The 24,367-nt window shown below is 57.4% G+C and carries 17 protein-coding genes; 10 read left to right on the top strand and 7 right to left on the bottom strand.

All coding sequences use genetic code 11. The features are described from left to right. Nucleotides 1-54: 54 nt before the first annotated feature. From ACR0J0_RS14175 to ACR0J0_RS14155, 5 genes are all read right to left on the bottom strand, one after another. A complete protein-coding gene (locus ACR0J0_RS14175; protein WP_480664798.1) occupies nucleotides 55-1,365 on the bottom strand; it encodes an HlyD family type I secretion periplasmic adaptor subunit in 1,311 nt (436 codons plus the stop codon). After that, nucleotides 1,349-3,496, bottom strand: a complete 2,148-nt coding sequence (locus tag ACR0J0_RS14170) for a type I secretion system permease/ATPase (RefSeq protein WP_480664797.1) — start codon at nucleotides 3,494-3,496, stop codon at nucleotides 1,349-1,351. Before ACR0J0_RS14170 ends, ACR0J0_RS14175 begins: the two co-directional genes overlap by 17 nt. After that, a complete protein-coding gene (locus ACR0J0_RS14165; protein WP_480664796.1) occupies nucleotides 3,493-4,842 on the bottom strand; it encodes a TolC family protein in 1,350 nt (449 codons plus the stop codon). The genes ACR0J0_RS14170 and ACR0J0_RS14165 overlap by 4 nt, the downstream gene beginning before the upstream one ends. Next, on the bottom strand, nucleotides 4,842-5,660 hold the full coding sequence (locus tag ACR0J0_RS14160) for a SapC family protein (protein ID WP_480664795.1): 819 nt from the start codon (nucleotides 5,658-5,660) through the stop codon (nucleotides 4,842-4,844). The genes ACR0J0_RS14165 and ACR0J0_RS14160 overlap by 1 nt, the downstream gene beginning before the upstream one ends. A gap of 61 nt (nucleotides 5,661-5,721) precedes the next feature. Further along, the gene (locus tag ACR0J0_RS14155; RefSeq protein WP_480664794.1) at nucleotides 5,722-9,540 is read right to left on the bottom strand and encodes an Ig-like domain-containing protein; all 3,819 of its coding nucleotides are present in this window, start codon (nucleotides 9,538-9,540) and stop codon (nucleotides 5,722-5,724) included. Between the two features lie 211 nt (nucleotides 9,541-9,751). Between ACR0J0_RS14155 and ACR0J0_RS14150 the strand changes: the two genes are divergently transcribed. After that, nucleotides 9,752-11,803: a dockerin type I domain-containing protein gene (locus ACR0J0_RS14150; protein ID WP_480664793.1), complete on the top strand. Its 2,052-nt coding sequence runs from the start codon at nucleotides 9,752-9,754 to the stop codon at nucleotides 11,801-11,803. A gap of 13 nt (nucleotides 11,804-11,816) precedes the next feature. Here ACR0J0_RS14150 and ACR0J0_RS14145 read toward each other — a convergent pair whose 3' ends face one another. Together ACR0J0_RS14145 and ACR0J0_RS14140 are read right to left on the bottom strand one after the other, a co-directional pair. After that, nucleotides 11,817-13,133 carry an HlyD family type I secretion periplasmic adaptor subunit gene (locus ACR0J0_RS14145; protein WP_480664792.1) on the bottom strand — a complete coding sequence of 439 codons (1,317 nt, stop codon included), beginning with the start codon at nucleotides 13,131-13,133 and terminating at the stop codon, nucleotides 11,817-11,819. Further along, nucleotides 13,133-14,854 carry a type I secretion system permease/ATPase gene (locus ACR0J0_RS14140; protein WP_480664791.1) on the bottom strand — a complete coding sequence of 574 codons (1,722 nt, stop codon included), beginning with the start codon at nucleotides 14,852-14,854 and terminating at the stop codon, nucleotides 13,133-13,135. The genes ACR0J0_RS14145 and ACR0J0_RS14140 overlap by 1 nt, the downstream gene beginning before the upstream one ends. A 397-nt stretch (nucleotides 14,855-15,251) precedes the next feature. Here ACR0J0_RS14140 and ACR0J0_RS14135 point away from each other — a divergent pair, with 397 nt between their 5' ends. From ACR0J0_RS14135 to ACR0J0_RS14095, 9 genes are all read left to right on the top strand, one after another. Continuing rightward, a complete protein-coding gene (locus ACR0J0_RS14135) occupies nucleotides 15,252-16,268 on the top strand; it encodes a GlxA family transcriptional regulator (protein WP_480664790.1) in 1,017 nt (338 codons plus the stop codon). 138 nt (nucleotides 16,269-16,406) lie between these two features. Beyond that, nucleotides 16,407-17,546: an aromatic ring-hydroxylating oxygenase subunit alpha gene (locus ACR0J0_RS14130; RefSeq protein ID WP_480664789.1), complete on the top strand. Its 1,140-nt coding sequence runs from the start codon at nucleotides 16,407-16,409 to the stop codon at nucleotides 17,544-17,546. After that, the gene (betC, locus tag ACR0J0_RS14125; protein WP_480664788.1) at nucleotides 17,543-19,078 is read left to right on the top strand and encodes a choline-sulfatase; all 1,536 of its coding nucleotides are present in this window, start codon (nucleotides 17,543-17,545) and stop codon (nucleotides 19,076-19,078) included. Before ACR0J0_RS14130 ends, betC begins: the two co-directional genes overlap by 4 nt. Then, the gene (locus ACR0J0_RS14120; protein WP_480664787.1) at nucleotides 19,075-19,869 is read left to right on the top strand and encodes an SDR family NAD(P)-dependent oxidoreductase; all 795 of its coding nucleotides are present in this window, start codon (nucleotides 19,075-19,077) and stop codon (nucleotides 19,867-19,869) included. Before betC ends, ACR0J0_RS14120 begins: the two co-directional genes overlap by 4 nt. After that, a complete protein-coding gene (locus ACR0J0_RS14115; protein WP_480664786.1) occupies nucleotides 19,866-20,261 on the top strand; it encodes a cupin domain-containing protein in 396 nt (131 codons plus the stop codon). Before ACR0J0_RS14120 ends, ACR0J0_RS14115 begins: the two co-directional genes overlap by 4 nt. After that, the gene (gene kce, locus ACR0J0_RS14110) at nucleotides 20,258-21,187 is read left to right on the top strand and encodes a 3,5-dioxohexanoate:acetyl-CoA acetone transferase (RefSeq protein ID WP_480664785.1); all 930 of its coding nucleotides are present in this window, start codon (nucleotides 20,258-20,260) and stop codon (nucleotides 21,185-21,187) included. The genes ACR0J0_RS14115 and kce overlap by 4 nt, the downstream gene beginning before the upstream one ends. Nucleotides 21,188-21,198: 11 nt before the next feature. Further along, a complete protein-coding gene (locus ACR0J0_RS14105) occupies nucleotides 21,199-22,617 on the top strand; it encodes an aminobutyraldehyde dehydrogenase (protein ID WP_480664784.1) in 1,419 nt (472 codons plus the stop codon). Further along, on the top strand, nucleotides 22,617-23,357 hold the full coding sequence (locus ACR0J0_RS14100) for an SDR family NAD(P)-dependent oxidoreductase (protein ID WP_480664783.1): 741 nt from the start codon (nucleotides 22,617-22,619) through the stop codon (nucleotides 23,355-23,357). Before ACR0J0_RS14105 ends, ACR0J0_RS14100 begins: the two co-directional genes overlap by 1 nt. Continuing rightward, nucleotides 23,357-24,283 (top strand): 3-hydroxyacyl-CoA dehydrogenase NAD-binding domain-containing protein, encoded by a 927-nt coding sequence (locus tag ACR0J0_RS14095; protein WP_480664782.1) that lies wholly within the window; start codon nucleotides 23,357-23,359, stop codon nucleotides 24,281-24,283. Before ACR0J0_RS14100 ends, ACR0J0_RS14095 begins: the two co-directional genes overlap by 1 nt. Nucleotides 24,284-24,367 lie beyond the last annotated feature (84 nt).

Raw genomic sequence — 24,367 nt, 5'->3', positions numbered from 1 at the left:
TTCCTCCCGCCAGCACGCGCCGCTAAACAACGCAGCCCTCTTGGGTTCAGGTTACTATTCGCGCAGAGCCCGATCCTTGACCTTGATGACGGGTTGCAGAAGGTAGTCCAATACGGTTTTCTTGCCGGATAGAATGTCCACCTCGGCAATCATTCCCGGGATAATCTCAACAGCGATCCCGTTTGCATCCAAAATTGCATGACTCGTCTGGATTTCGATGACAAATACTTCTTCGTCATTGCGTTCGGTTCGAGTGATTGTAGTCGCACCTATGCGCGTGATCTCTCCATACAGCGCTCCATAACGAGCGAAATCATAGGCTGTGATCTTAATTTTTACAGACTGGCCCGCATGCAGAAAGGCGATATCCTTGGGGCGGACATAGGCTTCGACCAACAGCTTGTCGTCCAATGGGACAATTTCGATCAGTTCTTCCCCGCTGCGTGCCAAACCGCCGATCGTTGTCCGATGAATGCGATTGACGATGCCACGGACAGGAGACCGGACTTGGGCTCGATCCGCACGGTCCCGCAAGGCTGGCAATGATGGCCTAAGCGCGGCCAATTCGGCTGTCGTGGCTGCTAGATCGGTCAGCGCCGCACTGCGGAATCTGCTGTGAGCGGCTTGTATCCTGTCGTCGATTTCTTTGAGGCCGGTTTGCAACCTGTTGGTAACCGCTTTTGCTCGAACTTTACGTCCTTCCCATTCTGCGGCGCTTCTACGAAGCGTCAAAAGGGTCGTTGCAGGCTCCATCCGTTTTTCGACCAGCGGCGCCATAATTGCGCGTTCCTCGGCCAAAATCCTGAGTGTTTCGTCTGCAGTGACCTGATCTACAAGTCCTTCTTCATACTCGCGGCGGCGTTGTTCTCGCTGCCGCTCAAATATCGCGATTTCGGCCATCAGCTCGGTTTGGCGACCCTGGAACAAAGCGGTTTCCGATTTCACCACTTCCGGAGCACCTTCGATTAGCTTTGGCGAGAATGTGAGGGTTGCTCCATCTATTTCCGCCTGCAATCGTTGAGCCCGTGCCATCAACCCAAATGCGCGCTGTTCTTCTTGACTCAGTTGGCTGTCAATTTGTGTGGTGTCGAACTCCATCAGCAATGTGCCTTTTTCGACGATCTGACCTTCCTTAGTGTGCAAGGATTGAAGGACACCGGGTTCCGTCGCTTCGATCAGTTGAACATCTGCGGAAGGGACAATCCGACCGTCCACGCGGGTCACATCGTCCAGTTCTGTCAGGTAAGCCCAAAACACCGATGTCAGGAGGCAGGCGAAGATGACTAGCAGCAGGAGCGACCCCCGTAGCGGAGATCGCCCCCGCATTTCTCGGGCCATCGAATCCAGGTCAGGATGCCGCGACATTCAAGTGCCTCCCTGCTACGCGTGCGTGCTGGCTGAGCATGCTTGTGGGTCCGTCGGCGCCAACTTGACCACGTTCGATCACAATAACCCTGTCGACCAGTTCCAACAGGCTGGTGCGGTGCGTGATGATCACCATTGTGGTGTCGGCGGTTGCCTGTTTCAGGCGTTTAATGACCTCGGCTTCGGTTTTCACGTCCATCGCACTGGTTGGTTCGTCCAAAAGCAAAACCGGAGGCCGCCCGATCAGCGCCCTGGCAAGCGCGATGGCTTGCCGTTGACCACCAGACAAGCCTTCGCCACGCTCTGCCAGCTGTTGGTCATAGCCGCTTGGGTGATGAACAACGAAATCTTCCACTCCGGCCACCTGACTTGCTTCGATCAGATCTTGGTCTCGGGGTCGGATCGCACCACTAGCAATGTTGTCCCGGATAGAACCGGAAAAAAGCCAGACATCCTGCAAAACCGAACCGACATTGCGACGAAGATCGCCTGGATCTATCTGCCGGATATCAACGCCGTCTAACATGACCGATCCAGCCCTGGGTTCGTATAGCCCCAGCAGCAAGCGTGTGATCGTGCTTTTGCCTGATCCGATCGGTCCCAGAATTGCGACCTTTTCCCCGGGAGCTATATCAAACGAGACCCCGGAAAGCGTATCATCCGTCTGATCTGGGTACGAAAAACACACGTCCTTAAAGGAAATACGACCGTCTATATGCGGGCGGCTGATCCAATTTCGACCTTCGGGCCGCTCACTTTCCGCCTGCATCAATGCGTTCAGATTTCGGTATGCGCTGCGCGCTTGATTGACGCGAGTCAGTGTCTGCGCAAGTTGTCCCAATGGGGCCAGTGCACGTCCTGTCAGCATCACCGAGGCAATCAGGGCACCCATACTTGCCTGGCCGTCCGTGATCAGAAACACACCATAAAAAACGATCAGAACCTGTGCCGCCTGTTGCGTGAAACCGGTTAGGTTTAGGGCAAATTGTGTCACCGTTCTGCTGCGAATGCCGTGTGAGGACTGTCGTTCAATCGCGTCATCCCATCGCGCACGCATCTGACGCGCCGCAGCCGTGGTTTTGATGGTCTCAAGACCTGATACGGTTTCGACCAGAACGGATTGTTTTGACTGACCGTCAGCGAAGCTCTTTTCGGCCAACCTCGATAACAAGGGCTGAACCGCCATACCGGCAAGTAAAACAACAGGAACAGCGAGCGCCGGGATGAGCGCAAGTGGCCCGCCCACGACGTAAATGACCATTATAAACAGGGCGATGAAGGGTAGATCGACCAGTGCGACCAAAGTTGCAGAGGTGAAAAACTCGCGCAGAGTTTCAAATTCGCGGATGGTGCTGGCAATGGCGCCAGTCGAACCGGTGCGGGATTTCATCTTGATGTTCAACACCTGATCGAAAACGCGCCGCCCCATGAACATATCGGCTTTTTGACCAGCTCGGTCGATGAATCCTGCGCGCAAGAGTTTCAGAGCGAAGTCAAACGCAAGCGCAAGACTCACGCCGAGCGTTAGGGCGATCAGGGACTCTGTTGCCTCGTTCGGAAGCACCCTGTCGTAGACGACCATGATGAACACGGATGTTGATAGACCAAGCAAGTTCGCCACTGCTGCGGCAAGGGCCACTTGGGCATAGGACCAGCGGTTCGCCAACATAGCAGACCAAAACCAATGGCCGGACGCAGGCTTGTTGCGTTTCGCAGATTCTTCTTTGTGGCTGCGACGAAACAAAATCGCGTATCCGGTATAGTGCTTGGCAATAACCGATTCCGCGACTTCACCGATACTTTCACCCATGGCGGGGTCAAAAATCAGAAGAAGACCGTTTTTAGCGCGTCCGCGGAAGACAACGGCCTTGTCGTTTTCCAAAAGAAGAAGCGCCGGAACCAGAGTGTCGTCGAAACCCGCAAGCTTCCTCGCACCGAAACCGGCCTGCAGCCCGGCGTGATGTGCGACTTCGATTGCGTCCCGAATGCTCAACCTACCCGACGCGTTAGAATGGGCTGCCTGAAGTGCGGCCACTGTAAGCGAGCGATCCAGGTGCGAGGCCACGTGCAGCAGGCAGGTTTCTAACGGCGTCAGCTCTTGAGTACGAGACAGCGGTTTTAGTGCGGTCATAATTCACCACCCTGGCTAGTGATTGAAATATTGAGGAAATCCAGGATGTCCCCGGTCAGACTGAGAGCGGCGTAGTTCGTCAGAAAAAAGCTTTGCTCTGCTAAAATCAGCCTTTGCTGTGCGTGCACATAGTCCCGCTGAGCGTCCAGTATCTCGATGAGGCTGCGCCGACCGATTGAGAACTGAGCGCGCGCAGCATCCACGCTTTCGGCGTTGGCCTGAACTGCCAGGCGCGCTGCTTGCAAGCGAACGGCGCCCGCTTCCTGATCTGAGCGGATGAACTCCAGCTCGCGACGGATTTCGCGGATCAGGGTTTCACGGGCGAACTCGGCTTCTCTCACCTGGGCCTCGGCGGCAGCGATGGAAGCTCGGCGTTGACCGGTGCTGTCCAGTTCATAATTAAAGGACAGATCGAGCCCGAAATTGGCGTCATCGCTGTCATCCCGATTGGCAAACGCCGTAATTTCCACGCCCGGCTGCCGCCGTGCGATTGCTGCGGTTTGTTCGGCCCGCGCTGCCATCAATGCTGCATTCGCGCGGCGCACCTGCGGGCTGTCCAAAACAATTTGCGTATCGGTGCGGGTCAGCCTGGGTGCAGCCACCGGAGCGGCAAGCGGACCTGGAGCCTGACCAAAAACTTCGCGGAACTGCGCTTCTGCTCTGTCCGTTCGGGCCTCAGCGTCTGCAAGCTGTGTTCGTGCGTCCGCCATGCGTGATCGTGCGGTCAACACGTCGGCATTCGACCCCGCACCCTGCTCGGTTCGCTCTGTGATCTGACGCACGATCTCTTCGTGCACGTCAACGTTCTGGGCCGAGATCTCGCGGATCTTGCGCTGATCAAGGACGACAACATAAGTTTCTATCGCGGCAAGGGTTAGTGCCGCAGCGGTTTGCAGCTGCCCCCCCCGATTTTCGAGAACCCGTGCCTTTGCGGCCGCCAGTTCACCGGACGCGGCACCCCCATCGTAGACCAGCTGCGACACTCGCAAAAAAGGTGTTACATCCGCAATGTCAGAATCCGCGCGCTCGGATCGCCCATTGACGCCCATTGAGACTCGCGGAAGGAAAGCTCCCTCTGCCGCCCTTTGGTTGGCATTTGCAATTTCGAGCCTTGTCGCGCTTTGCGCCAGATTCGGATTTGTTTCGACGGCTTCTCGAACCCGTTGCCCGAATTCGCTTTGAGTCAGGCGCTTCACCGGTGCTTGGGCACCGGCCCCGACCGAGCCAATGGAAAGCGATGCTTCGACACCCGCAAGGTCACGTGGAGGTGCGCAGGCCGCTATCAAAGGGACCAAAATCAAGGCAAGGAACTTTCGGAGATGGGTGGGGTAAAGCCTGAGCGTCATCACACTTCACCAATTTCCAAAAGCTCTTCTCTCTGCGCGTGCGCCATGGCTCTGAGAAAACGCGAAATGTCTGAATCTTCGGTATAGTGCTTTGGTTTTCTCGACCAGCCCGACTGCTCATGCGCGCGCGATAGCCAGGTCAAGTGCGAAAGCGATACTTGGTGTGCGTGGATTAGTCGAAAAGCCCCGATTTCCAGTAGAGTCAGTTTTTCGGTCTGAGACAGAGCGTTTGAACGTGGTGCCGCAATCCCAAGGCATCCGGCTGGTAAATTGACACCCTCGTAGCGCTTCATCGGTTCGAACAGTTCCAACTTGTCCAATACGCCGCACATAGACTGCGTTTGATGGGCAGAAGCTGCGCGTGCTTGTAGAAACGTGTGAACTCTATGAAGTTCCGCGGTCAGGTCGCCGGCCTCGGTAAAAAAGGGCTCGTCTCCGGGAACGTCCGTTACCAGCCCAAGTGTTTCATCGACCATGAGTTGCAAACGGTTTTCTTCGGTGCCGAATTGCCGATCAGGCAAGCTCGCCTGAAAAGGTGGGCACCGCAGATCGGACGGGATGTAACCGGCCAACCAACGGCCGTCCTGGGCAACAAATGGCGTTGGTGCATCGGGTAACAGCGATAACACGGCCACAGGCTCGACGGTTGTTTCGCTTCTACGGAACACGATCGGATAGGCTGCCGCTACGTGAAGAACCTCTTTTTCGACAATCGGACATTCCGATCGGCCATTCACAAAGTGAAAAGACGAAAAGCGCTTCCAATACCGACCCCTGTGTCGCGCATATGTTACTGGAAACAGGCCATTCTGTGCCATGTTTGACCCCTTGATGTCTGGTGGAACTGCCGGTTGCGGGAACCGGCAGCGCAGGTTTCAATCAGGCCGTCGCACCTGTTGGGTCGGTGTGCAGGATGTTGTCCGTACTCAACCCGCTCAGGTCATTCAGTCCGTTGAAATGAGCTACGGTATGAACGGCGGCCGAGCTCGGGGCTGAGTAGTCGACCTTGACCAGAACACTGTCATCGCCGTCTGTCGCGAACACGTAGAGCTCATCGCCCGCCTGAATTCCGGCCAGGCTTTCGACGGCTGCTTCGATTGTGCCCGTAGTCAGGTCCGCCAAGACTGTGGTCAATCCGACGATGCCTGTATTCGCGGCGACCGAGCCGCCGGCGTTCAGCGTTTCCACGCCTGTGCCGTTGCCTCGCAAACTTGTCAGATCGAGACCGCTGAACATCAACGCGTCGGCCACGTCTGACGCAGCGCCCAGAGAGAAACCCGTAATCGTATCGATACCGTTTGCCGCCGGATCCGCTTCGAATACGACAACGTCGCGGCCTGCGTCCGAGACATTGATGGCGTCGTTTCCATCTTGACCGCGGATGAAATTGTCTACGTCGGTTGCGACCAACGTGTCGTCTCCGTCGGTGCCAAGAATAATGGTCGAGGGGCCGCCATCCGGTGTGGTTATGGTCAATTCAATAGGTTTGCTGGGATCCTGAACGGTCATGGTGAATGTCACCAATGGCTGACTCAGGTCTGTAAAGGTCGGCGAGATCCCGGCGAAATTGACTATGGAGCTTCCGACGGGATTTGAAAGATAATACCCGAAAGCGCCGTTGCCGATATCTGATCCGCTGTCAAATGTCACAACGGTTGGATCAAAACCCATCTCCAGCGTCATAGCCAACCCGCTGGATATGTCTCGGTCAGAGTCTGCAAAAACCTCGAATGTGATTGTCGAGCCGGCCCGGCTGGCCTGGGTGAGGACGTAAGCCGCCGGTGTATGGGCAGTGGCCTCATCGGTGGCAGGCAAGGGATTCGGACCACCGGAGACTGGTGCCTGAGCCTCGAAGGTCAGATCGTCGCCGGCATTGATGCTGGAAAACTCGGAAGAGGGAACAGTTAATGACCAAGTGCCGTCCGCAGCTACAGTCGTGGTGCCGACAGTGGAACTGTTAAGTGTCACGTTTACAGTTTGGCCGGCGTTCAGCCCGGTTGATGTTCCTGAAACAACCACACCGGAGCTCTGAGCATCGCTGAGCGAAACAGCATTGTTGGTACCTACAGAGTTCAAATTCAGAAGCGGTCGGAAATCTGTGGCGAGAGTCGTGGTTGTCGGTGCGGCGCTGTTTCCGGCCAAATCGTCCACCGCGGCCGAAACAGTAAAGTTGGTCCCATCCGCCAATCCGGCAAGATCCGACGCGGGAACTGTAGCTGTCCAGGCCCCACCTGAGGCGACACCGGTATAGGGTTGGCCATCCAGGGTGACGGTAACGGTCTGTCCGTCCTCTGCCGTGGTGGTTCCAGAGATAGTCAGATCGCTACCCCGCTCTGCAAGGTCCAGGACTGATCCTACGTGCAGAGGGTTTATAGTCAGGGCAGGGGCAGTGAAATCCGTGTTAAACCCCGCGCTGGCGCTGGCGCTATTTCCGGCGGCGTCAGACACCGACGCGTTTATGTTGTAAGTTTCGCCGTCCTGCAGGCTGCTGAGGCTGGCTGCTGGCGCAACAAATGTCCATGTTCCGCCGTTGACGGCTGTAGTGTTGCTCTGGACCACCGAACCGTCTGCCCTGACAAGCTCAACAGTGATGGTTGTGCCATTCGGAGCGTCAGACGTGCCCGAGACAGTCAGGTCCGTTCCTTGTTCCGCCGCGTTCATGGCGGCGCCATCGGAAAGACCCGTTACGGCGATAGCTGGGGCTGAGAAATCGGTGTCAAAACTTGCACTTGCCTGAGCGGCTGGGTTTCCAGCGGCGTCCGCGACATCTGCTGTGACCACAATCGTCGCGCCGTCTGTCAATGCCGCCAAATCTGATGCGGGAACGGTGGTACTCCAGGTCCCGCCAGAGGCCGTGCCGGTATAGTTTTGGCCATTCAGGGAAACAGTCACAGTTTGCCCATCTTCCGCATTTGTCGATCCATTGATCGTCAGGTCCGTGCCTTGTTCGGCTGCATTCATGACAGCCCCGTCCGAAAAGCTGTCGATGGTGAGGGTAGGAGCGGTCACGTCCTTGGATACGGGCACACTGACCTGGTTCGCCGCGAGACCGTCTGAATCCGATACATCTGCCGTGATAATAAACGCGCCGCCGTCTGCCAAAACCGCAAGATCCGCAGCCGGGATTGTGACAGACCAGCTGTTGCCAGACACCACGCCTGTGTAGCTTTCACCGTCCAGCGTGACCGTAACCTGCTGGCCGTCCTCAACGTTCCCGGTAATGCCCGAGACCATCAGGTCCGACCCGACTTCGACCCCGTTCAGGACGGCACCGACAGAAAGCGGAGAAATGGCGATTGATGGCCCGGCCAGATCCACGGGAACCGATGCGGTTGCCGGAACCGATGTATTTCCTGCAGCATCACTGACAACAACACGCACAGAAGCCGGAGTTCCCGAAGGCAAACTCGCTAGATCAGCAGCAGGAACCGTTACGCTCCAATTCCCGTCGGATGCAGCTCCCGTATAGGTATGTCCGGCAAACTCCACTGTCACGGTCTGGCCATCCGCGGCCGTTGTCGACCCGCTCAGCACCATGTCACTCTGAACGTCGACCAGCTCGATGGACCCGTCGGAAATCTGGTTCAGCGTTATCGTGGGAGCTGTAAAGTCGGTGTCAAAGCTATCGCTTGCCTGTGCCGCCGGGTTTCCTGCCTGATCAGTGACATCTGCGGTCACGTTGACCGCCGCCGCATCTGGTAGATTTGCAAGATCGGCGGCAGGAACTGTAATGGTCCATTGCCCATCGGCAACCGTACCTGTGTAGGTTTGCCCGTTCAGTGTGACAGTAACGGTCTGCCCGTTTTCGGCGTTTGTCGTACCGGAGACAGTAAGGTCCGTCGCCTTTTCCGCAGCGTTCATGACCGAACCGTCAGAGAGACCGGAAATTGTCAGGGTAGGAGGTATCGTGTCGACGTTGTAAGTGGTGGTTTCGACCGACAATTCTTGGCCGTCGCCACTAAGGTGCCGAACGGTCACATTTTGAACACCCTGTGGCAGCCCTGCAGCTTCGGCAGGCGTCAGGGAAATGCTCCAGCCGCCATCCGAATTCAAGAGCACCGTTTTAACAAGCGAGCCTATGGTGACTTCTACCGTCTCGGTTCCTTCCGGAATGGCGATGTTCGTACCCGTGCTACTCAGCGCGCTGGCTTGCGCTTGCGCGAGGTTAAGGAACGGGTAGGTCGGCGTTGGCTGTACCGGCTCAGCGTCATCGCCGCCTCCACCCGCGCCCGCAGCGGCTGCACCGGCCAGACCTAGTCCGCCCAATGCGGCACCGACCCCGCTGATGCCACCACCGGCCGCAGCTGCACCTCCGGCTTCGGCCACGCTGAATTGAGCAATCTCTGCCACGATGTTTTCGGCGATCATGATAGCGCCGCTGTCCAGAACCTGAACGTTCTCAGAGGCCACAACCATGGTGCTGCCATTGGCCATTTTGATCAGAACGTCACCGTTCTTCAGGAGCTTGACCGATCGGACGCCGGGGATCGTCTCTGCAAACTGATATGCGTACAGCTCTTCTATCGTTGCTTGGGCCAACGCAGGCAGGGCCATGAGCGTCGAACTCAGCCCCCCGACGATCCCGCGCCCGGCCCAGCGGCGCATTTTGCCATCAATCCACCGGCGAATTTGTTCCTTGCGACCGGTGCCTGATCCGGGCTCCGCAGTTTTGTTCTTGGGTTCATGTTCTTTGGTCATCTTACCCTCACATGTGGTGTCCACGTTTGGCCGGGTGGGCCGGGTTCCGTTCATCTGTCTTTCCCTTCCGTGACTCATGCGCCCTAACCAGGAAAAATTGTGTTAAACTGAAACCGAACTCCTCGTTTTCACCACATTTCCGCTTTGGTTTCGGGCCGAGCATCAGATCATCCTGCAGTCGTTGCCAAGTTTTGGCGTTGGGTGATTTGGTATGATGCTTCAGTTCGAAGGAGTGATTGCGACGGGGAGCGCAGCGCTCGATTCAGGTATCCGTGATACGGCTTTAAAAACGCTTAACGGCGTTACGTATCTGTACAGTTTGACCGGCCCAGGAGGCGGTATCGCCGTCTGGAAACTGGTCGATGGTGCGGTCCCTCAGATGATGGATACAGAGTATTTCAGCGGTACGATCACGTTTCAGGTCGGACCTAGCGGAGAACCTGTTTCGCTGGGCGGTGGGGATCAGCTTGTCTTGGATATCGACACTGCAACAGGCCTTGTCGGTTATGAGCTGAACCCTGATGGAACCGTCGGTGCCCTACGTGAAACAGGATCGCTGAATGGCGGCGGAGACATTTCCGCATTGGTTCAGCTTTCGACCGGGTCTCGTGATCTGCTGATGATGGCGCATGAAGACACCGGGCAAATCGGCACTTATGCCGTTAATGGAGACGGCACGCTGACCGCTTCGGGCTCAATCACCGCGCGGGTCGATTCGTTGCAGGCAGTTCGGATCGGCGCGGATAATTTTGTGATTGCTGCGGATGCGGCCGACAACACCGTCTCGACTTATCGCGTCGACGGGGATTCTGGCGCTATTAGTGCGGTGGACAACACCGAATCTCTGGCGACTCTGGGGATCGCAACACCGACAGCGGTCGAAGTTGTACAAGCCTATGGAAGGTCATGGGTTGTGGTTGCTGGCGCCCAGAGTAACTCGCTCAGTGTCATGGAACTGGCCGGCGATGGCCGTCTGATCCCGACCGATCACGTCTTGGATTCCCTGCACACCCGGTTTGAGTCGGTTCAGGACCTTTCGGTGATCGAAGTCGATGGGCGCGTTTTCGTGGTGGCCGGTGGTGGCGATGACGGTATCACCTTGTTCACTATGACACCTGCCGGTCAATTGGTGTATCTGGACAGCTTTGCCGATACCATTCACAGCGGGCTGCAAAACGTCGAGACCTTCAGCGTCGCGCATATCGGGGGTGAATTGCAGATTCTGGTCGCTTCGCAGCAAGATGCGGGCCTGACACAGCTTACGTTAAATGTGGCAGACCTAGGCGTCACGCGCAGTGGGTTCGGGGAGGTAAATGGCACTTCTGGGCACGATATGCTGAGCGGCAATATCCTTCCGACGTCTCTCGTGGGCGGGGCCGGGGATGACATATTGATTGCAGGCACCGGCGCCACGACTATGACAGGTGGGGCGGGTGCGGACATCTTTGTTATGCAGTACCGCACGGACCTCACCACGATCACGGATTTTCAGGCCGGTGTCGACCGATTGGACCTGTTCGACTACCCGTTGATGAGAACCCCGGAACAGCTCACATTCACGACAACGATGCAGGGCGCGCGCATCGAATACCACAATGAGACGATCAACTTGATTTCGGCGTCCGGCGGACCGTTGACCAGTGCGCAGGTGTTTGGGGCAGGTTTCGGCGGCCCGGATCATATTCCTGTAGACTTTGGGGATTTCGGAGGACTCGATCCGGGTAGTTCCGATGGCGTGCTGGGGAACGTTTCGATCAATTCCGGGTCTTCGAACCCCAGCCTCAGCGACGCCGAAATCAGGTTCGCTCCCAATGGTGGTGGCACCGTGAGTGTTCGTGCTGACAGCGATGGGCGGTTTGATTTGAACTTGCCGTCGGGTGCATTTGAGGGTGAGTTTGACGTAATCAAAACCTATTCAACGGCGAGCAAGGAGATCAACGCGCTGGACGCCCTGCAGGTCTTGCGGATTTCGGTCGGGTTGGACCCGACTTTCGGACTCGCCTCGCCCGAGAACCTGATTGCGGCCGACTTCAACCGCGATGGTTCAGTGAATGCGCTGGACGCATTGGAGATTCTACGGGTGGCGGTCGGCCTGCCTACAACAAAGCGGCCGGAATGGGTCTTTCTTGACGATGACGCGGACCTATCGGGCATCACGCGCCACAACGTTTCTTATGAAACCGGCGTCGAAGTCGTGGCGGTGGATGGGATGATCGTGACCGACATGACGTCAATCCTGCTGGGAAACGTTGAAGCCCCCTGAGGGAACCGGGCGATCATTCGCGGAACGCCCGGTTGAAGTAGTCTGCCAGCGGTTTGACGAGATAGGACAAAGGCGTACGTTCATCTGTCTTGATCAGCGTCTCCACTGGCATGCCGGGCAGCAGTTCCTGCCCTTTCAGCCGTTCGACCTGTCCGTCATCGGGAACAACTTCGGCGCGGTAAAACGTTTGGCCCGTTTTGTCGTCCGTGAAGGTGTCCGCTGAAACCGTGATAACCTGCCCTTCGATTTCAGGGGTTTCGCGCTGGTTGAAGGCGGGAAATCGCAACAGAACGGACTGGCCGACGTGCAGCTGATCAACGTGAATCGCGTCAACGCGGGCTGCAACCAGCAACGGAGTATCCTGCGGCACCAGATACATCATTGGCTCTGCCGGTTGGACCACCGATTGCAGCGCAAAGACCTGGCTGTCATAGACCGTTCCGGACACCGGGGCGCGAATGTCCAGCCGCGACAGGCGTGTGTCCAGTGACAGGCGGCGCTCGGCAAGCTCAGAAATTTGGGATTGAATGTCGCGCAGGGTCGAGATGGCTTCTTCCCGCCGCGTCGCCTCCAGTTCAACAATCGAAATCTCGGTCGCGGAAATCTGACCTTTCAGCCGTGCCACCGCAGCCTCCAACCGACCGATATCACCGGTCAGGCTGGCCTCTTCGCGCAGCAGTGCCGAAACTCGGCTGGCCTGGGTGAGGCCACGCTGGAGCAGACTTTCCTGATCATCCAGCTCCTCCTGTATCAATTCGACCTGACGGCGCAGTGAAACCAACTGTGCTTCGGTGCCTTCAATTTCGCTTTCAATTTGGACGGTTTGTTTGCTCAATTGCTCGGTTTTCTGGGTCAGCGTATTCAGTCGCGCCTCGAAAAGGCGTTGCTGACCAGCGATCAGGTCGGAATCGATGCGCTCCGCCTGTTGAATCTCGGCCAAACGGGCGGCCAATGCATCGGCGTCGGCGCCATCGCGCTCGGCCTCCAAACGGGCCCGACGGGCCAGCAGTTCGAAAAGTTGAGCTTCGACAATAGTTTTCTCAGACGACAGAAAAGTATCGTCCAGACGCAGAAGAAAATCGCCGGCGGCGACGGCATCGCCGTCGCGTACAAAAATCTCGCCGACAACGCCGCCATCGGGGTGTTGGATCACCTGCCGATTGCTTTCAACCTCGATGATCCCCTGAGATATGATCGCGCCTGCCAACCGTGTTTTCACAGCCCAAAGGCCCAATCCGCCGACAAGGATGCCCAAAGCGGTAAATCCCACCAGAGCCGGGATCGTAATGCGCCACACCGGGGTAGCATTTTTTGCCGCTGTGCCCTGCATCAGTTACTCGCTTTGCTGAGGTTACGCTTTATCGATCCGGCGTTCTGAACAACTGCGCCTAAAACTTCATCCCGCTGGCCGGCTTTCACCACTTGCCCGCGTTCGACGACCACAAGATCATCACATTCCGAAATCGCCTGAGGCCGGTGCGTCATGATAATCGCCGACTTTCCAGCGGCTTTGAGCTCGCGGATGGCCGCGTTCAAAGCCTCGGTTCCATCGGCATCTAGGGCCGAGTTCGGTTCATCCAAAATCAACAGAACGGGATCCCCGTACAAGGCGCGCGACAGGGCGATCCGTTGTTTCTGCCCGCCAGACAGTTGACTGTCATTGCCCTCCAAAACGGTGTCGTACCCCTTTTCCAAGGTCAGAATCAGCTCATGCGCATTGGCTTTCTTGGCCGCTTCGACAACGGCGTCAGGGTCCGGGCTTTCAGACATACGTGCGATGTTTTCAGTAACCGTGCCGTTGAACAACGTGACTTCCTGCGGCAGGTATCCAATGTGCTGACCCAGATCGGTCGGATCATACTGATCCAGCGTCGCGCCGCCCAAGCGGATTTCCCCGGTCGCGGGCCGCCATATGCCCAAAAGAGCCTTGGCCAACGTTGACTTGCCCGACCCGCTTTTCCCGATCACGCCAAGCGCCCGCCCTGGCTCGAGGTTAAGTGACACATTGCGCAACGTCGGGGTGTCCGCACCGGGTGGAATGACGGTCAGTCTTTTTGCTGTCAGCCGTCCTTCTGGCACAGGCAGCTTGGTACGCGGGGCCTCTGGGGGGGTTCCTTCCAGAAACTGGTTCAGAGACTTCCATGCGGTTCGAGCCTGCTCGACAATCGCCCATTGACCTACCACCTGTTCGACGGGTGCCAATGCGCGACCCAACAGGATTGATCCTGCGATCATTGCCCCGGGCGTCAGTTCATTGCGTAGAACCAACAATGCCCCAAGCGCCAACATGGCGGATTGCAAGAACAAACGCAGCGATTTGGTGACGGACGAAAAGCTACCGGTCCAGTCGCTGGCCGCAATCGTCTGTTGCAGGGCATTTATACGCTGCCGTTGCCACCGCCGGGTGATGTCCTCTTGCATGCCTTGCGAGCGCACAACTTCGGCCGCCTGTCTTGCATGCTCGGAGAAAATATTGGCCTTGGCGGAAGCGGATTGCGCCATGGCGACTTTGCGTCGGGTAAGCGCCTGATTCAGCAGGGCAATGATGATCAATAGAGAGCCGCCACCTACGGCCAGCCAGCCCAAAAGAGGGTGGAACAGAAAGATCGCAGCCACAAAAATCGGCGTCCATGGGATGTCCATAACGGCCAGAAGAACTGGTGAAGAACACAGCTTTTGAATAGACTCCAGATCGCGCAACGCCGTTGCCGGCGCAGCACGGGCACGCGGATGCAGCGATCGCCGCAAGGTTGCGTCAAACACGCGCTCATCCAATTGAGACTGAAACCGGGCACCAAAACGCGCCACGATCCGACCTCGCGCAAAATCGAGCATCGCCATCAGACCGTACAACAGCGCAACCAGCAAGAACAGCGCCGCCAGGGTTTCAACCGCGCGGGACCCGAGTACGCGGTCATAGACCTGCAACATGAACAAAGGCCCGGTCAGCATTAGCAAGTTGACGAAGATGCTGAACAGAAACGCCAACGCCAGGAATGTAATACCCTGATTTCGCGCAGTTTGCATTTCATGTCGTGGCTGTGTGGCCATGCGATTGTCAATTTTCACGAACGAAGACTCTCGTTTTTGCCGCTTTTGGCTCGGATGGTGTTATTTCGCGGCGCATCCTAAACTTTTGTTCCTTGAGTGGGAATGCACATCCTACCAGATTGTCCATAAGCCGCCTACCGAAGCAATGGATAATGGATTCAGCCCGTTTTTCCCAACAACAATAAAGAGATATTGGGAGGGCGGAATTTTGACGACAATCTACTCGTCGATTGACAATAGCCATCGCCATCCCGTTCGCTTCGCAGCAGGCAAACGTCCGCTCGTACCGCTTGTTGATAAAGACTCAGTCGTGGTCCATTGTTTGGCATCTGACTTGGCGATGATTGTAAAATCTATTTTCTTGACGCTCAAGTAGCGCAAATGAGGTAGAAGCCACATGGTGAATAGCTCTGAGGCCGTTACTCGGGTTTTGGTGGTGGTTGCCCCAAGTTTCAATCTGGCCGCGACAATGGGGTTCATCGATCCGTTTCGTGCCGCCAACTATCTGGATGGCCGCCCCTATTTCTCGTGGAACTTCGTGTCCGAGACAGGCGGTTGTTGCGTCGCCAGTAACGGCGCGGAGATTAACACAGTTGCGCTTGGTGAAGTTGCCGCTGCTGCGGCGGACATTGTCGTCGTTTCCACGAGCTGGACGCCTGAAAAACACCTGACAGCGAAGACGGGCAATGCCCTGCGACACTGGGCGCGCGCCGGTTCAACGCTGGGGTCGCTGGATACGGGTGCGTTCATCCTTGCGCAAGCCGGGCTTTTAAGCGGGCGGCGGGCGACAGTCCATTATGAACACATCGACGCTTTTCAGGAGCTTTACCCGGATGTCGATGTAGTCGAGAATCTGTTTGTGCTGGATGGCAACCGGATCACATGTTGTGGCGGCAGCGCTTCTGTAGATTTTGGATTGCAAGTTTTGCAGGGAATCTATGGCAGCGCCCTAGCGAACGCTGCAGCCCGATACATCTTTCACGATCACCTCAGAGGACCGTCCGACATGCAACAGCCGGAAGGGAGCGAGCCATTGGGCGCGACGGTTCCCGCCAAGCTACGGGTGGCCATTCAAGTGATGGAAGCCAATCTGGAAGACCCGGTGCCGGTGCCGGAGATCTGCAGAAAAGCCGGAATATCGCATCGCCAACTGGATCGCCTCTTTGCAACTTACATCAAGAAAACTCCCGCGCTTTACTACCGGGATATCCGTTTGGATCGGGCGCGTGGCCTGGTAACGCAGACCGAGTTGCCGATTGCCGAAGTTGCAATGGCGTCTGGTTTTGCCAGTCAAGTGCATTTCAGCCGGGCGTATAGAGAACGGTTTGGATTGCCGCCAAGTCGCGACCGCGTTGAAGGCCGTGTACCGTTTGAGTTTCGGGCATGGCCGATGCACAGGAAACCCGCAGGTTGAAGTTTCGCTTTTGCCGATTGGCGAAAAAAGTCCAACTGGCGGCGGAAAAAGTTATGACGTGGGGCCATTTTCGGCAGATCATACCCTCCATTAGCCAGCCAGCGGGTCGTTGCCTGACCCCGAATTGTGGAGTTTCCGATGAGCGAGCTGCCGTCCAAAGAACAATTCGAACGGATATCCGATGGTTTCAGCCCGGACCCTTTCAATACGAATTCTCTGAAAGCCGAAGCCTATGTTGACCCCGCGTGGTATCAGGTTGATCAGAATGAGATATTGGCCAAGACATGGCAATGGGTGTGTCACGTTGAGAAACTTCGGACGCCCGGTTCTTATGTAACCATCGACATTGCAGGCCGCCCAATCGCCATTGTTCGCGACCGTGAGGGCATGCTGCGCGCATTTTACAATGTCTGCAAACATCGCGCGCACCACCTGCTTTCGGGTGAGGGTGAAACAACGCGCATCATGTGCCCCTATCATGCCTGGGTTTATAAACTGGACGGGCAATTGGTGCGCGCACCGGAGACCGAAAACCTCACCGGCTTCAACACCAAGGACATCTGCCTCGATCAGGTGCAGGTCGAGGAGTTTGCAGGATTCATCTACGTAAATCTCGACCCTTTGGCGGCCCAACTACGTGACGTTTCCGGCAACCTGGAAACCGAAATACGTCACTGGGCGCCGGATATCGAGCAGCTGACTTTCGGTCATCGTTTGACGTATGACATCAAATCGAATTGGAAGAATGTCGTCGATAACTTCCTAGAATGCTATCATTGTCCGACTGCGCATAAGGACTTCTGCGATCTGGTCGACATGGACACCTACAAGGTGACCACTTACGGCATCTATTCCAGCCATATGGCCGAGGCCGGAAAAAGTGCTAACACTGCCTACGATGTCTCGAACGCGACCGTGCGCACCCATGCGGTCTGGTGGTTGTGGCCGACGACATGTCTGATGCGCTATCCCGGCCGATCCTCGATGATCGTCCTGAACATCATCCCGATTGGCCCGGACCGGACGCTGGAAACCTACGACTTCTTTCTTGAAACCCCGGAACCGGATGAGGCCGAGCTAGAGGCCATTCGCTATCTCGACGAGGTCCTGCAACGTGAGGACATCGATATCGTCGAAAGTGTGCAACGCGGGATGAGCACGCCCGCATTTACCCAAGGCCGGATTGTGCATGATCCGAACGGCTCGGGAAAATCCGAACATGCGGTGCATCACTTCCACGGGTTGGTTTTGGACGCTTACGCAAAGGCTGCTCCGTGACACGGCCCAACATCGTCGTGGTCATGGCCGACCAGCTTGCACCACATTTCTGTGGTGCCTATGGCCACCCTACGGTGCAGACGCCGAACATTGATGCGTTGGCGGCACGCGGGATGCGATTTGATGCGGCTTATTGCAACTCGCCGCTCTGCGCTCCGTCGCGCTTTGCCTTCATGTCCGGACAACTGATCAGCCGGATTGCCGCCTATGACAACGCAAGCGAGTTCCGGGCCTCGATCCCGACTTTCGCGCATTACCTCAAGGCGCTGGGCTACAGAACATGCCTGTCGGGCAAGATGCATTTTGTCGGTCCGGATCAGAAGCACGGTTTTCAGGATCGCGTGACCACCGACATCTACCCTGCCGATTTCGCATGGACTCCGGACTGGGAGGCCCCGGATGAGCGGATCGACAAGTGGTATCACAACATGCAGACGGTAAAGGAAAGCGGAGAGGCTGTCGCGACCTTCCAAACTGATTACGACGACGAAGTCGAGTTCGCCGCCCGTCGATGGCTAATCGACCGTGGACGTGACCGGGCCGGCGGGGACGACGCGCCCTTCTGTCTGGTGGCCAGTTTCATTCATCCTCATGATCCCTACGTGGCCAAGCCGGAGTGGTGGAACCTCTATTCGGACGCGGACATCCCAATGCCGGAGTTTACTTTGGCGCCCGAGGAACAAGATCCGTTCTCGCGTCGGGTGATGGACGGGATCGAGGCGAGCTATGTACCCTTGACGGATGAAGAGGTCCTGCGCGCGCGCCGCGCCTATTTGGCCAATGTCAGCTATTTCGACAGCAAGGTCGGCGCGATGGTCAGGGCGTTGGAAGATATCGGAGAGCTGGACAACACTATCTTCGTTATCACTGCAGACCACGGCGACATGCTGGGCGAGCGGGGTCTTTGGTACAAGATGAACTTCTTCGAACACTCTGCCCGCGTGCCTTTGATCATGGCAGGTCCGGGTGTTGTTCACGGCAATGTTTCCAATGCCTGTTCGCTGCTCGATCTGTTGCCGACTTTTGTTGAAATCGCCGACGGCAGGGCTGGTTTGTATGGCGAGCCGGTCGACGGCCGTTCCCTGATGCCACTGGCGCGTGGAGAGCATGACCCTGCGGACGAAGCCATCGGCGAATACTGCGCCGAGATGACGCCTTATCCGGTGTTCATGATCCGACGCGGGCCGTTAAAATACATCCATTGTGATCCCGATCCGCCGCAACTGTACGATCTGGCCGCCGATCCGCTGGAAAAAAACAATCTCGCAAACGATCCGGCTTGTGCGGATCAGGCCGCTGCATTTGCTGCCGAAGTCGCGCAGCGTTGGGACAGCGAAAAGCTCCGCGCCGACGTGATCGCAACGCAGAAATCCCGTCGCGCGTTGCATGCCGCGATGGAAGCAGGCGCTGGTGAGGCATGGGATTATAACCCGCCGCGCGACGCATCGCAGGAATACGTCCGCAATCACATGGACTGGACGGTTGCGGCCTCACGTTATCGCTATCCGCCGTTGAAGGAGAACAACGAATGATGCTGGAAGGCAAAACAGCGCTGGTTACAGGTGGTCGCGGTGGGATCGGACGCGCCATCGTGGCGCGTTTCCTGCGCGAAGGCGCGCGGGTCTATGCTGCGGACCTGACGCCCGAGGGGTCCTTGGCAGCCCATGACGACGATGGCAGCATTTTCCTGCAACTCGACGTCACGCAGGAAGCGGATGCCGTCGCGGCGATGGAACAGGTAGGGGCGGAAACGGGTCAGCTCGACATCCTGGTAAATGCCGCCGGGATCGAAATCGAAAAAACCATCGAAGAGACGTCACTGGAGGAATGGAACCTGTCCTTTGCGGTCAATGTCACCGGGACGTTCCTGACCTCGAAACATGCTCTGCCGCTTATGCGCAAGGCTGCTGCGTCCGGCACATCGGCCTCGATCATCAACTTCGGCAGCTATGATGGTTTCATCGCCGACCCCGGTCTGGCCGCCTATTGCGCAACCAAGGGCGCGGTGCACGCTTTGACCAAGGCCATGGCCTGCGACCACGGCCCTGAAGGCATCAGGGTCAATGCGATTTGCCCCGGTTACGTCGACACGCCGATGCTGCAAAGTTTTTTCACCGGCGACGGTTCAGGTGCAGGGGGTAAAACGATCGATCAAGTGCAACAGGCTGTGCGTGATGTGCACCCGATGCGCACTTACGGCACGCCGGAGGACATCGCCAATCTTGTCAACTGGCTGGCTTCGGACGAGGCGCGATATGCCAGCGGCCAGTTATGGGTTCTTGACGGAGGGCTGAGCGCGCAAGTTCAGCAGATGAAGCTATGAAGGTAATAAAACCGACCCAAACCAACACCAAGCCAGCGATCGGTGACCTGTTTTTGGGCGATAACATTACTCTTGCTCCGCTGGTGGGCCTGCCGGAAACCAAAGATGTCGAGCTCTACATCGTCAACTTCGGCGTAGGAGAGCGCAACCGCGTGCACATCCACAAAGTCGATCAGATCCTGATAGCGACGGTAGGGCGGGGCATCATTGCCGACGAGAATGGCGAACAGATCATGGAACCCGGAGACGTTGTAACCATCCCTGCCGGGCACCCACACTGGCACGGCGCAACGGCTGATAGTAATTTCTCTCATATCACCGTGGCTAGACCGGGCGATGTTATCGAGATCGTCGATCAGGACGCCCGCGGCGCGTGGGGCGCAATTGCATGAGCAAGCCTGTCATCATTACTTGCGCTCCGACCGGTGGTATTCACACTCCGACAATGTCCGAGCATCTGCCAATCACGCCGAACGAAATCACCGAGGCCAGCATTGGTGCAGTAGAGGCCGGGGCCTCAATCATCCACTTGCACGCCCGCAACCCGGAGAATGGCCGACCCGATGCCGACCCGGAATTGTTCATGCAGTTCCTTCCGCGCATCAAGCAGGCAACCGGTGCGGTCATGAATGTCTCGACAGGCGGCGGGCTTGGCATGACGCGAGAAGACCGACTGCGCGCTGCGCTGCGAGCCAGCCCGGAAATGGCCAGTATGAACATGGGGTCGATGAATTTCGGCATCTTCCCGATGATGCAGAAATACTCGGACTGGAAGCACGAGTGGGAGCCCGAGTTTCTAGGCATGACCCGGGACTTCATCTTCCGCAATACCTTCGCCGATATCGAATATGCTATGAAAGAGCTAGGTGAAGGGCATGGTACCAAGTTTGAATTTGAATGCTACGATCTTGGCCATCTCTACAACCTGGCCTGGGTGGTCGATCAAGGCTGGGTCAAACCGCCCTTTTTCATCCAGATGGTGTTTGGGATCCTGGGCGGCGTCGGCGCGGACCCCGACAACCTGATGCATATGCACACAATCGCCGAGAAACTGTTTGGCGGCAGCTACGAATGGTCGGTTCTGGCGGCGGGTCGTCACCAGATGGCTTTCACAACACAAGCCGCAATTCTTGGCGGTAACGTGCGGGTGGGGTTGGAAGACAGCCTGTACATTGGACCGGGCGAAAAGGCGAAATCGAATGCGGATCAGGTCCGCAAAATCCGTTCAATCATCGAAAACCTTGGCCTGACGGTCGCGACACCTGACGAGGCCCGGCAACGGCTGGACCTCAAAGGTAACGACCAGACCGCATTCTGACGGGGGTATGCATGCAGACGAAGATGTTGATTAACGGCGAGTTGGTCGAAGGAGGCGGTGACGCATTGCCGGTGCTGAACCCCGCGACCGGTGAGGAAGTTGCCCAAGTTCCCGAAGCATCCGTGGATCAGATCGAAGCCGCGACCCGCGCAGCCGAGGAAGCCTTCGAGACGTATCGCCTCACAACACGGGCTGAACGCGCAGGTCATCTTTTGGCGATTGCCGAGGTGATTGAAGACAACATTGAAGAACTGGCGGAACTGGAAACTCTGGACGTTGGCAAGCCGTGGCCAATGGCCCGCGACGAGGAAATGCCACTGACCATTGACACGTTTAGGTTTATGGCCGGGGCGGCGCGCACGATGGCTGGATCTGCTGCTGGCGAATTCGTGGCCGGCCACACGTCGATGATCCGCAAGGATCCGATCGGCCCGGTCGCTTCTATTGCGCCCTGGAACTATCCCTTGATGATGGCAGCCTGGAAGATCGCGGCCCCATTGGCCGCAGGATGCACCATTGTACTGAAACCTTCTGAGATCACGCCGCTGGCTACGCTGCGGCTGGCCGAACTGCTTGCGGATGTCCTGCCCAAGGGCGTTCTGAACGTGATCCATGGAAGAGGGGCTTCGATCGGAGACAGCCTGATCAACGATCCAAGGATCGAAGGGATTTCAATCACCGGCTCTCCGGCCACTGGCATGGCGGCGATGCGCGCGGCTTCGAACCAGATCCGCCATGTGCATCTGGAGCTTGGGGGTAAGGCACCGGTCATCGTGTTTGACGATGCCGATATTGAGGCTGTGGCTGAAACGATCCGCTATGGGTCGTTCTTCAATGCCGGTCAGGATTGTGCGCAGCCGTGCCGCGTGATGGTTCAGGACAGTGTGTACGATAAGGTTGTTGCCGCGGTTGCGGATCAGGTCAGCCAAATACAGATTGGGGCGCCCAAGGCAGGCGGCACCGAAATGGGCCCTATCGTCTCGGCGGTCCAAAGAGAGCGCGTTTCGGGCTTCGTCGAACGCGCCCGAAGCAGCGCCGAAATTGCAGTGGGCGGTATAACTGGTGATGGTGCCGGGTTCTTCTATCAACCAACGGTGGTCGCCAACGTGGACAACGATGCCGAAATTGCCTGCAGCGAGGTGTTTGGGCCCGTTGTTACCCTGTCGCGTTTCAACGACGCCGAAGATGCCCTTCGAACCGCCAATGCAGGGCGGTATGGGTTGGCGTCATCGGTTTGGACGAAAGATGTCTCGATGGCGATGAAAATGACCGCGCAGCTGCGTTACGGAATGACCTGGGTCAACACCCACGGTATGCCCGCCGCCGAAATGCCGTGGGCGGCTATGAAGGGCTCGGGCACCGGTTGCGATATGTCGGTCTACGCGCTGGATGCCTACACCTCGGTGCGCCATGTGATGGTGGCCCACTGATGCGGTTGGCTGGGAAAAGAGCACTGATCACCGGTGGCCGGCAAGGCATTGGGCGTGGAATTGTCGAGGCGTTTCGGCGAGAAGGCGCGGCGGTTACGACCTGTGGCCGCGGGCCCAGACCGGACGGTCTGACGGATGACATTATCTGGTATCCGCTGGATGTCACCGATGCTGCGGCAGTGGAAGAACTGGCCGATACGACGGGCGGAACGGACATCCTTGTCAACAACGCAGGCGTTCAGGTTGAAAAGACCGTAGCCGATAGCACGGACGCCGATTGGCAGGCCGTGATCGGCACCAATTGTCGTGGCGTTTTCAACCTCTGTCGCGCCTACATTCCGCGCATGCCCGAGGGAAGTTCGATCATCAATATCGGCTCAATTTCGGGGCGCGTCGCAGACCCTTCTATGGCGCTCTACAACGCGTCGAAGGCCTTTGTGCATGGGCTGACCCGGTCGATAGCGGTAGATCACGGCCCGGGTATCCGGTGCAACGCGATTTGCCCGGGCTGGATTGAAACGGGGATGCTGGATGCAGGGTTTGATCTCGCCTCGGACCCCGTGAAGGCTCGTCAGGATGCCTTGGCTCGACATGCCATGCGCCGTTTTGGCCGGCCGGAGGACATTGCCAGCATGGCGGTCTGGCTGGCTTCGGATGAGGCCGCGTTCGCAACCGGCCAGTTGTTCACGGTGGACGGTGGCATGACCGCAGCTTCACCCCTTAATCCAGGATTGTTTTAATGGACAGGCGACACACAGCTTGTTTGGGTGGCGGTGTTATCGGTGCCAGCTGGTCCGCGTTGTTTCTTGCTTCGGGGCGTTCGGTCGCAATGTTTGACCCTGATCCTGAAGTTGAAAACAAGGTGCGCGCATATATTGAAACCGCGTGGCCAGCGCTGGCGGAACTGGGGCTTGCGGAACACGGAAACCCGGATGCGATCACCTTCCACCGAGACGCCGCCAGCGCCGTGGCCGACGCCGCGTTTGTGCAAGAGAACGTGCCGGAACGGCTGGAAATCAAACATGCGACCTTTGCTGAAATCGAACCTGCACTCGCGCCGGACGCCATCGTCGCAAGCTCGGCCTCCGGTTTAACCCTTGGCCAGATGCAGCCGGGCTGGAAGGATCCTGCGCGCTTTGTTCTGGGACACCCGTTCAATCCGCCGCATCTGATCCCGCTTGTCGAAGTTCTGGGAAACGAAAAGACAGCCGATGGCGTGGTTGAGGCGGCGCAGGGCTTTTATGAAAGCCTGGGCAAGACCACGATTCGCGTCAACAAAGAGGTGCCCGGGCACGTCGCGAACCGCCTGCAGGCTGCAATCTGGCGAGAGGCCATTCATCTGGTCACATCTGGTGTCGCGACTGTCGAAGATGTCGACAAGGCGGTCTGGGCAGGTCCCGGGCTCAGATGGGCCGCGATGGGTCCGACCATGTTGTTCAATCTCGGTGCCGGAGAGGGCGGGCTGCAAGCCTTTTGCGATCATTTTTCACAAACGTTTAACGGCTGGTGGGAAGATCTGGGCGATGTCTATTTGTCGGACGACGTCACCCGGCAACTGGTCGAAGGCGTTGAGGCCGAAGCACAGGGGCGGCCGCCCGCCGAACTCTCGCAACAACGCGATGCCCTGATCGTTGCACTGCAAAAGTCCATCTCGGAATTGCGCTGAAGCAAGAACATCCACTGTGACCCCAAGGGCGACTGAGGCCCTTGGCTAGCTCAGTTTTAATGCCTGCGATCAAATGACGGGTTC

The sequence above is a fragment of the Ruegeria sp. BF12 genome, from assembly GCF_056538705.1.
Note: the sequence above shows the minus strand (reverse complement) of the source record. Positions and strands in the feature narration are given on the sequence as shown.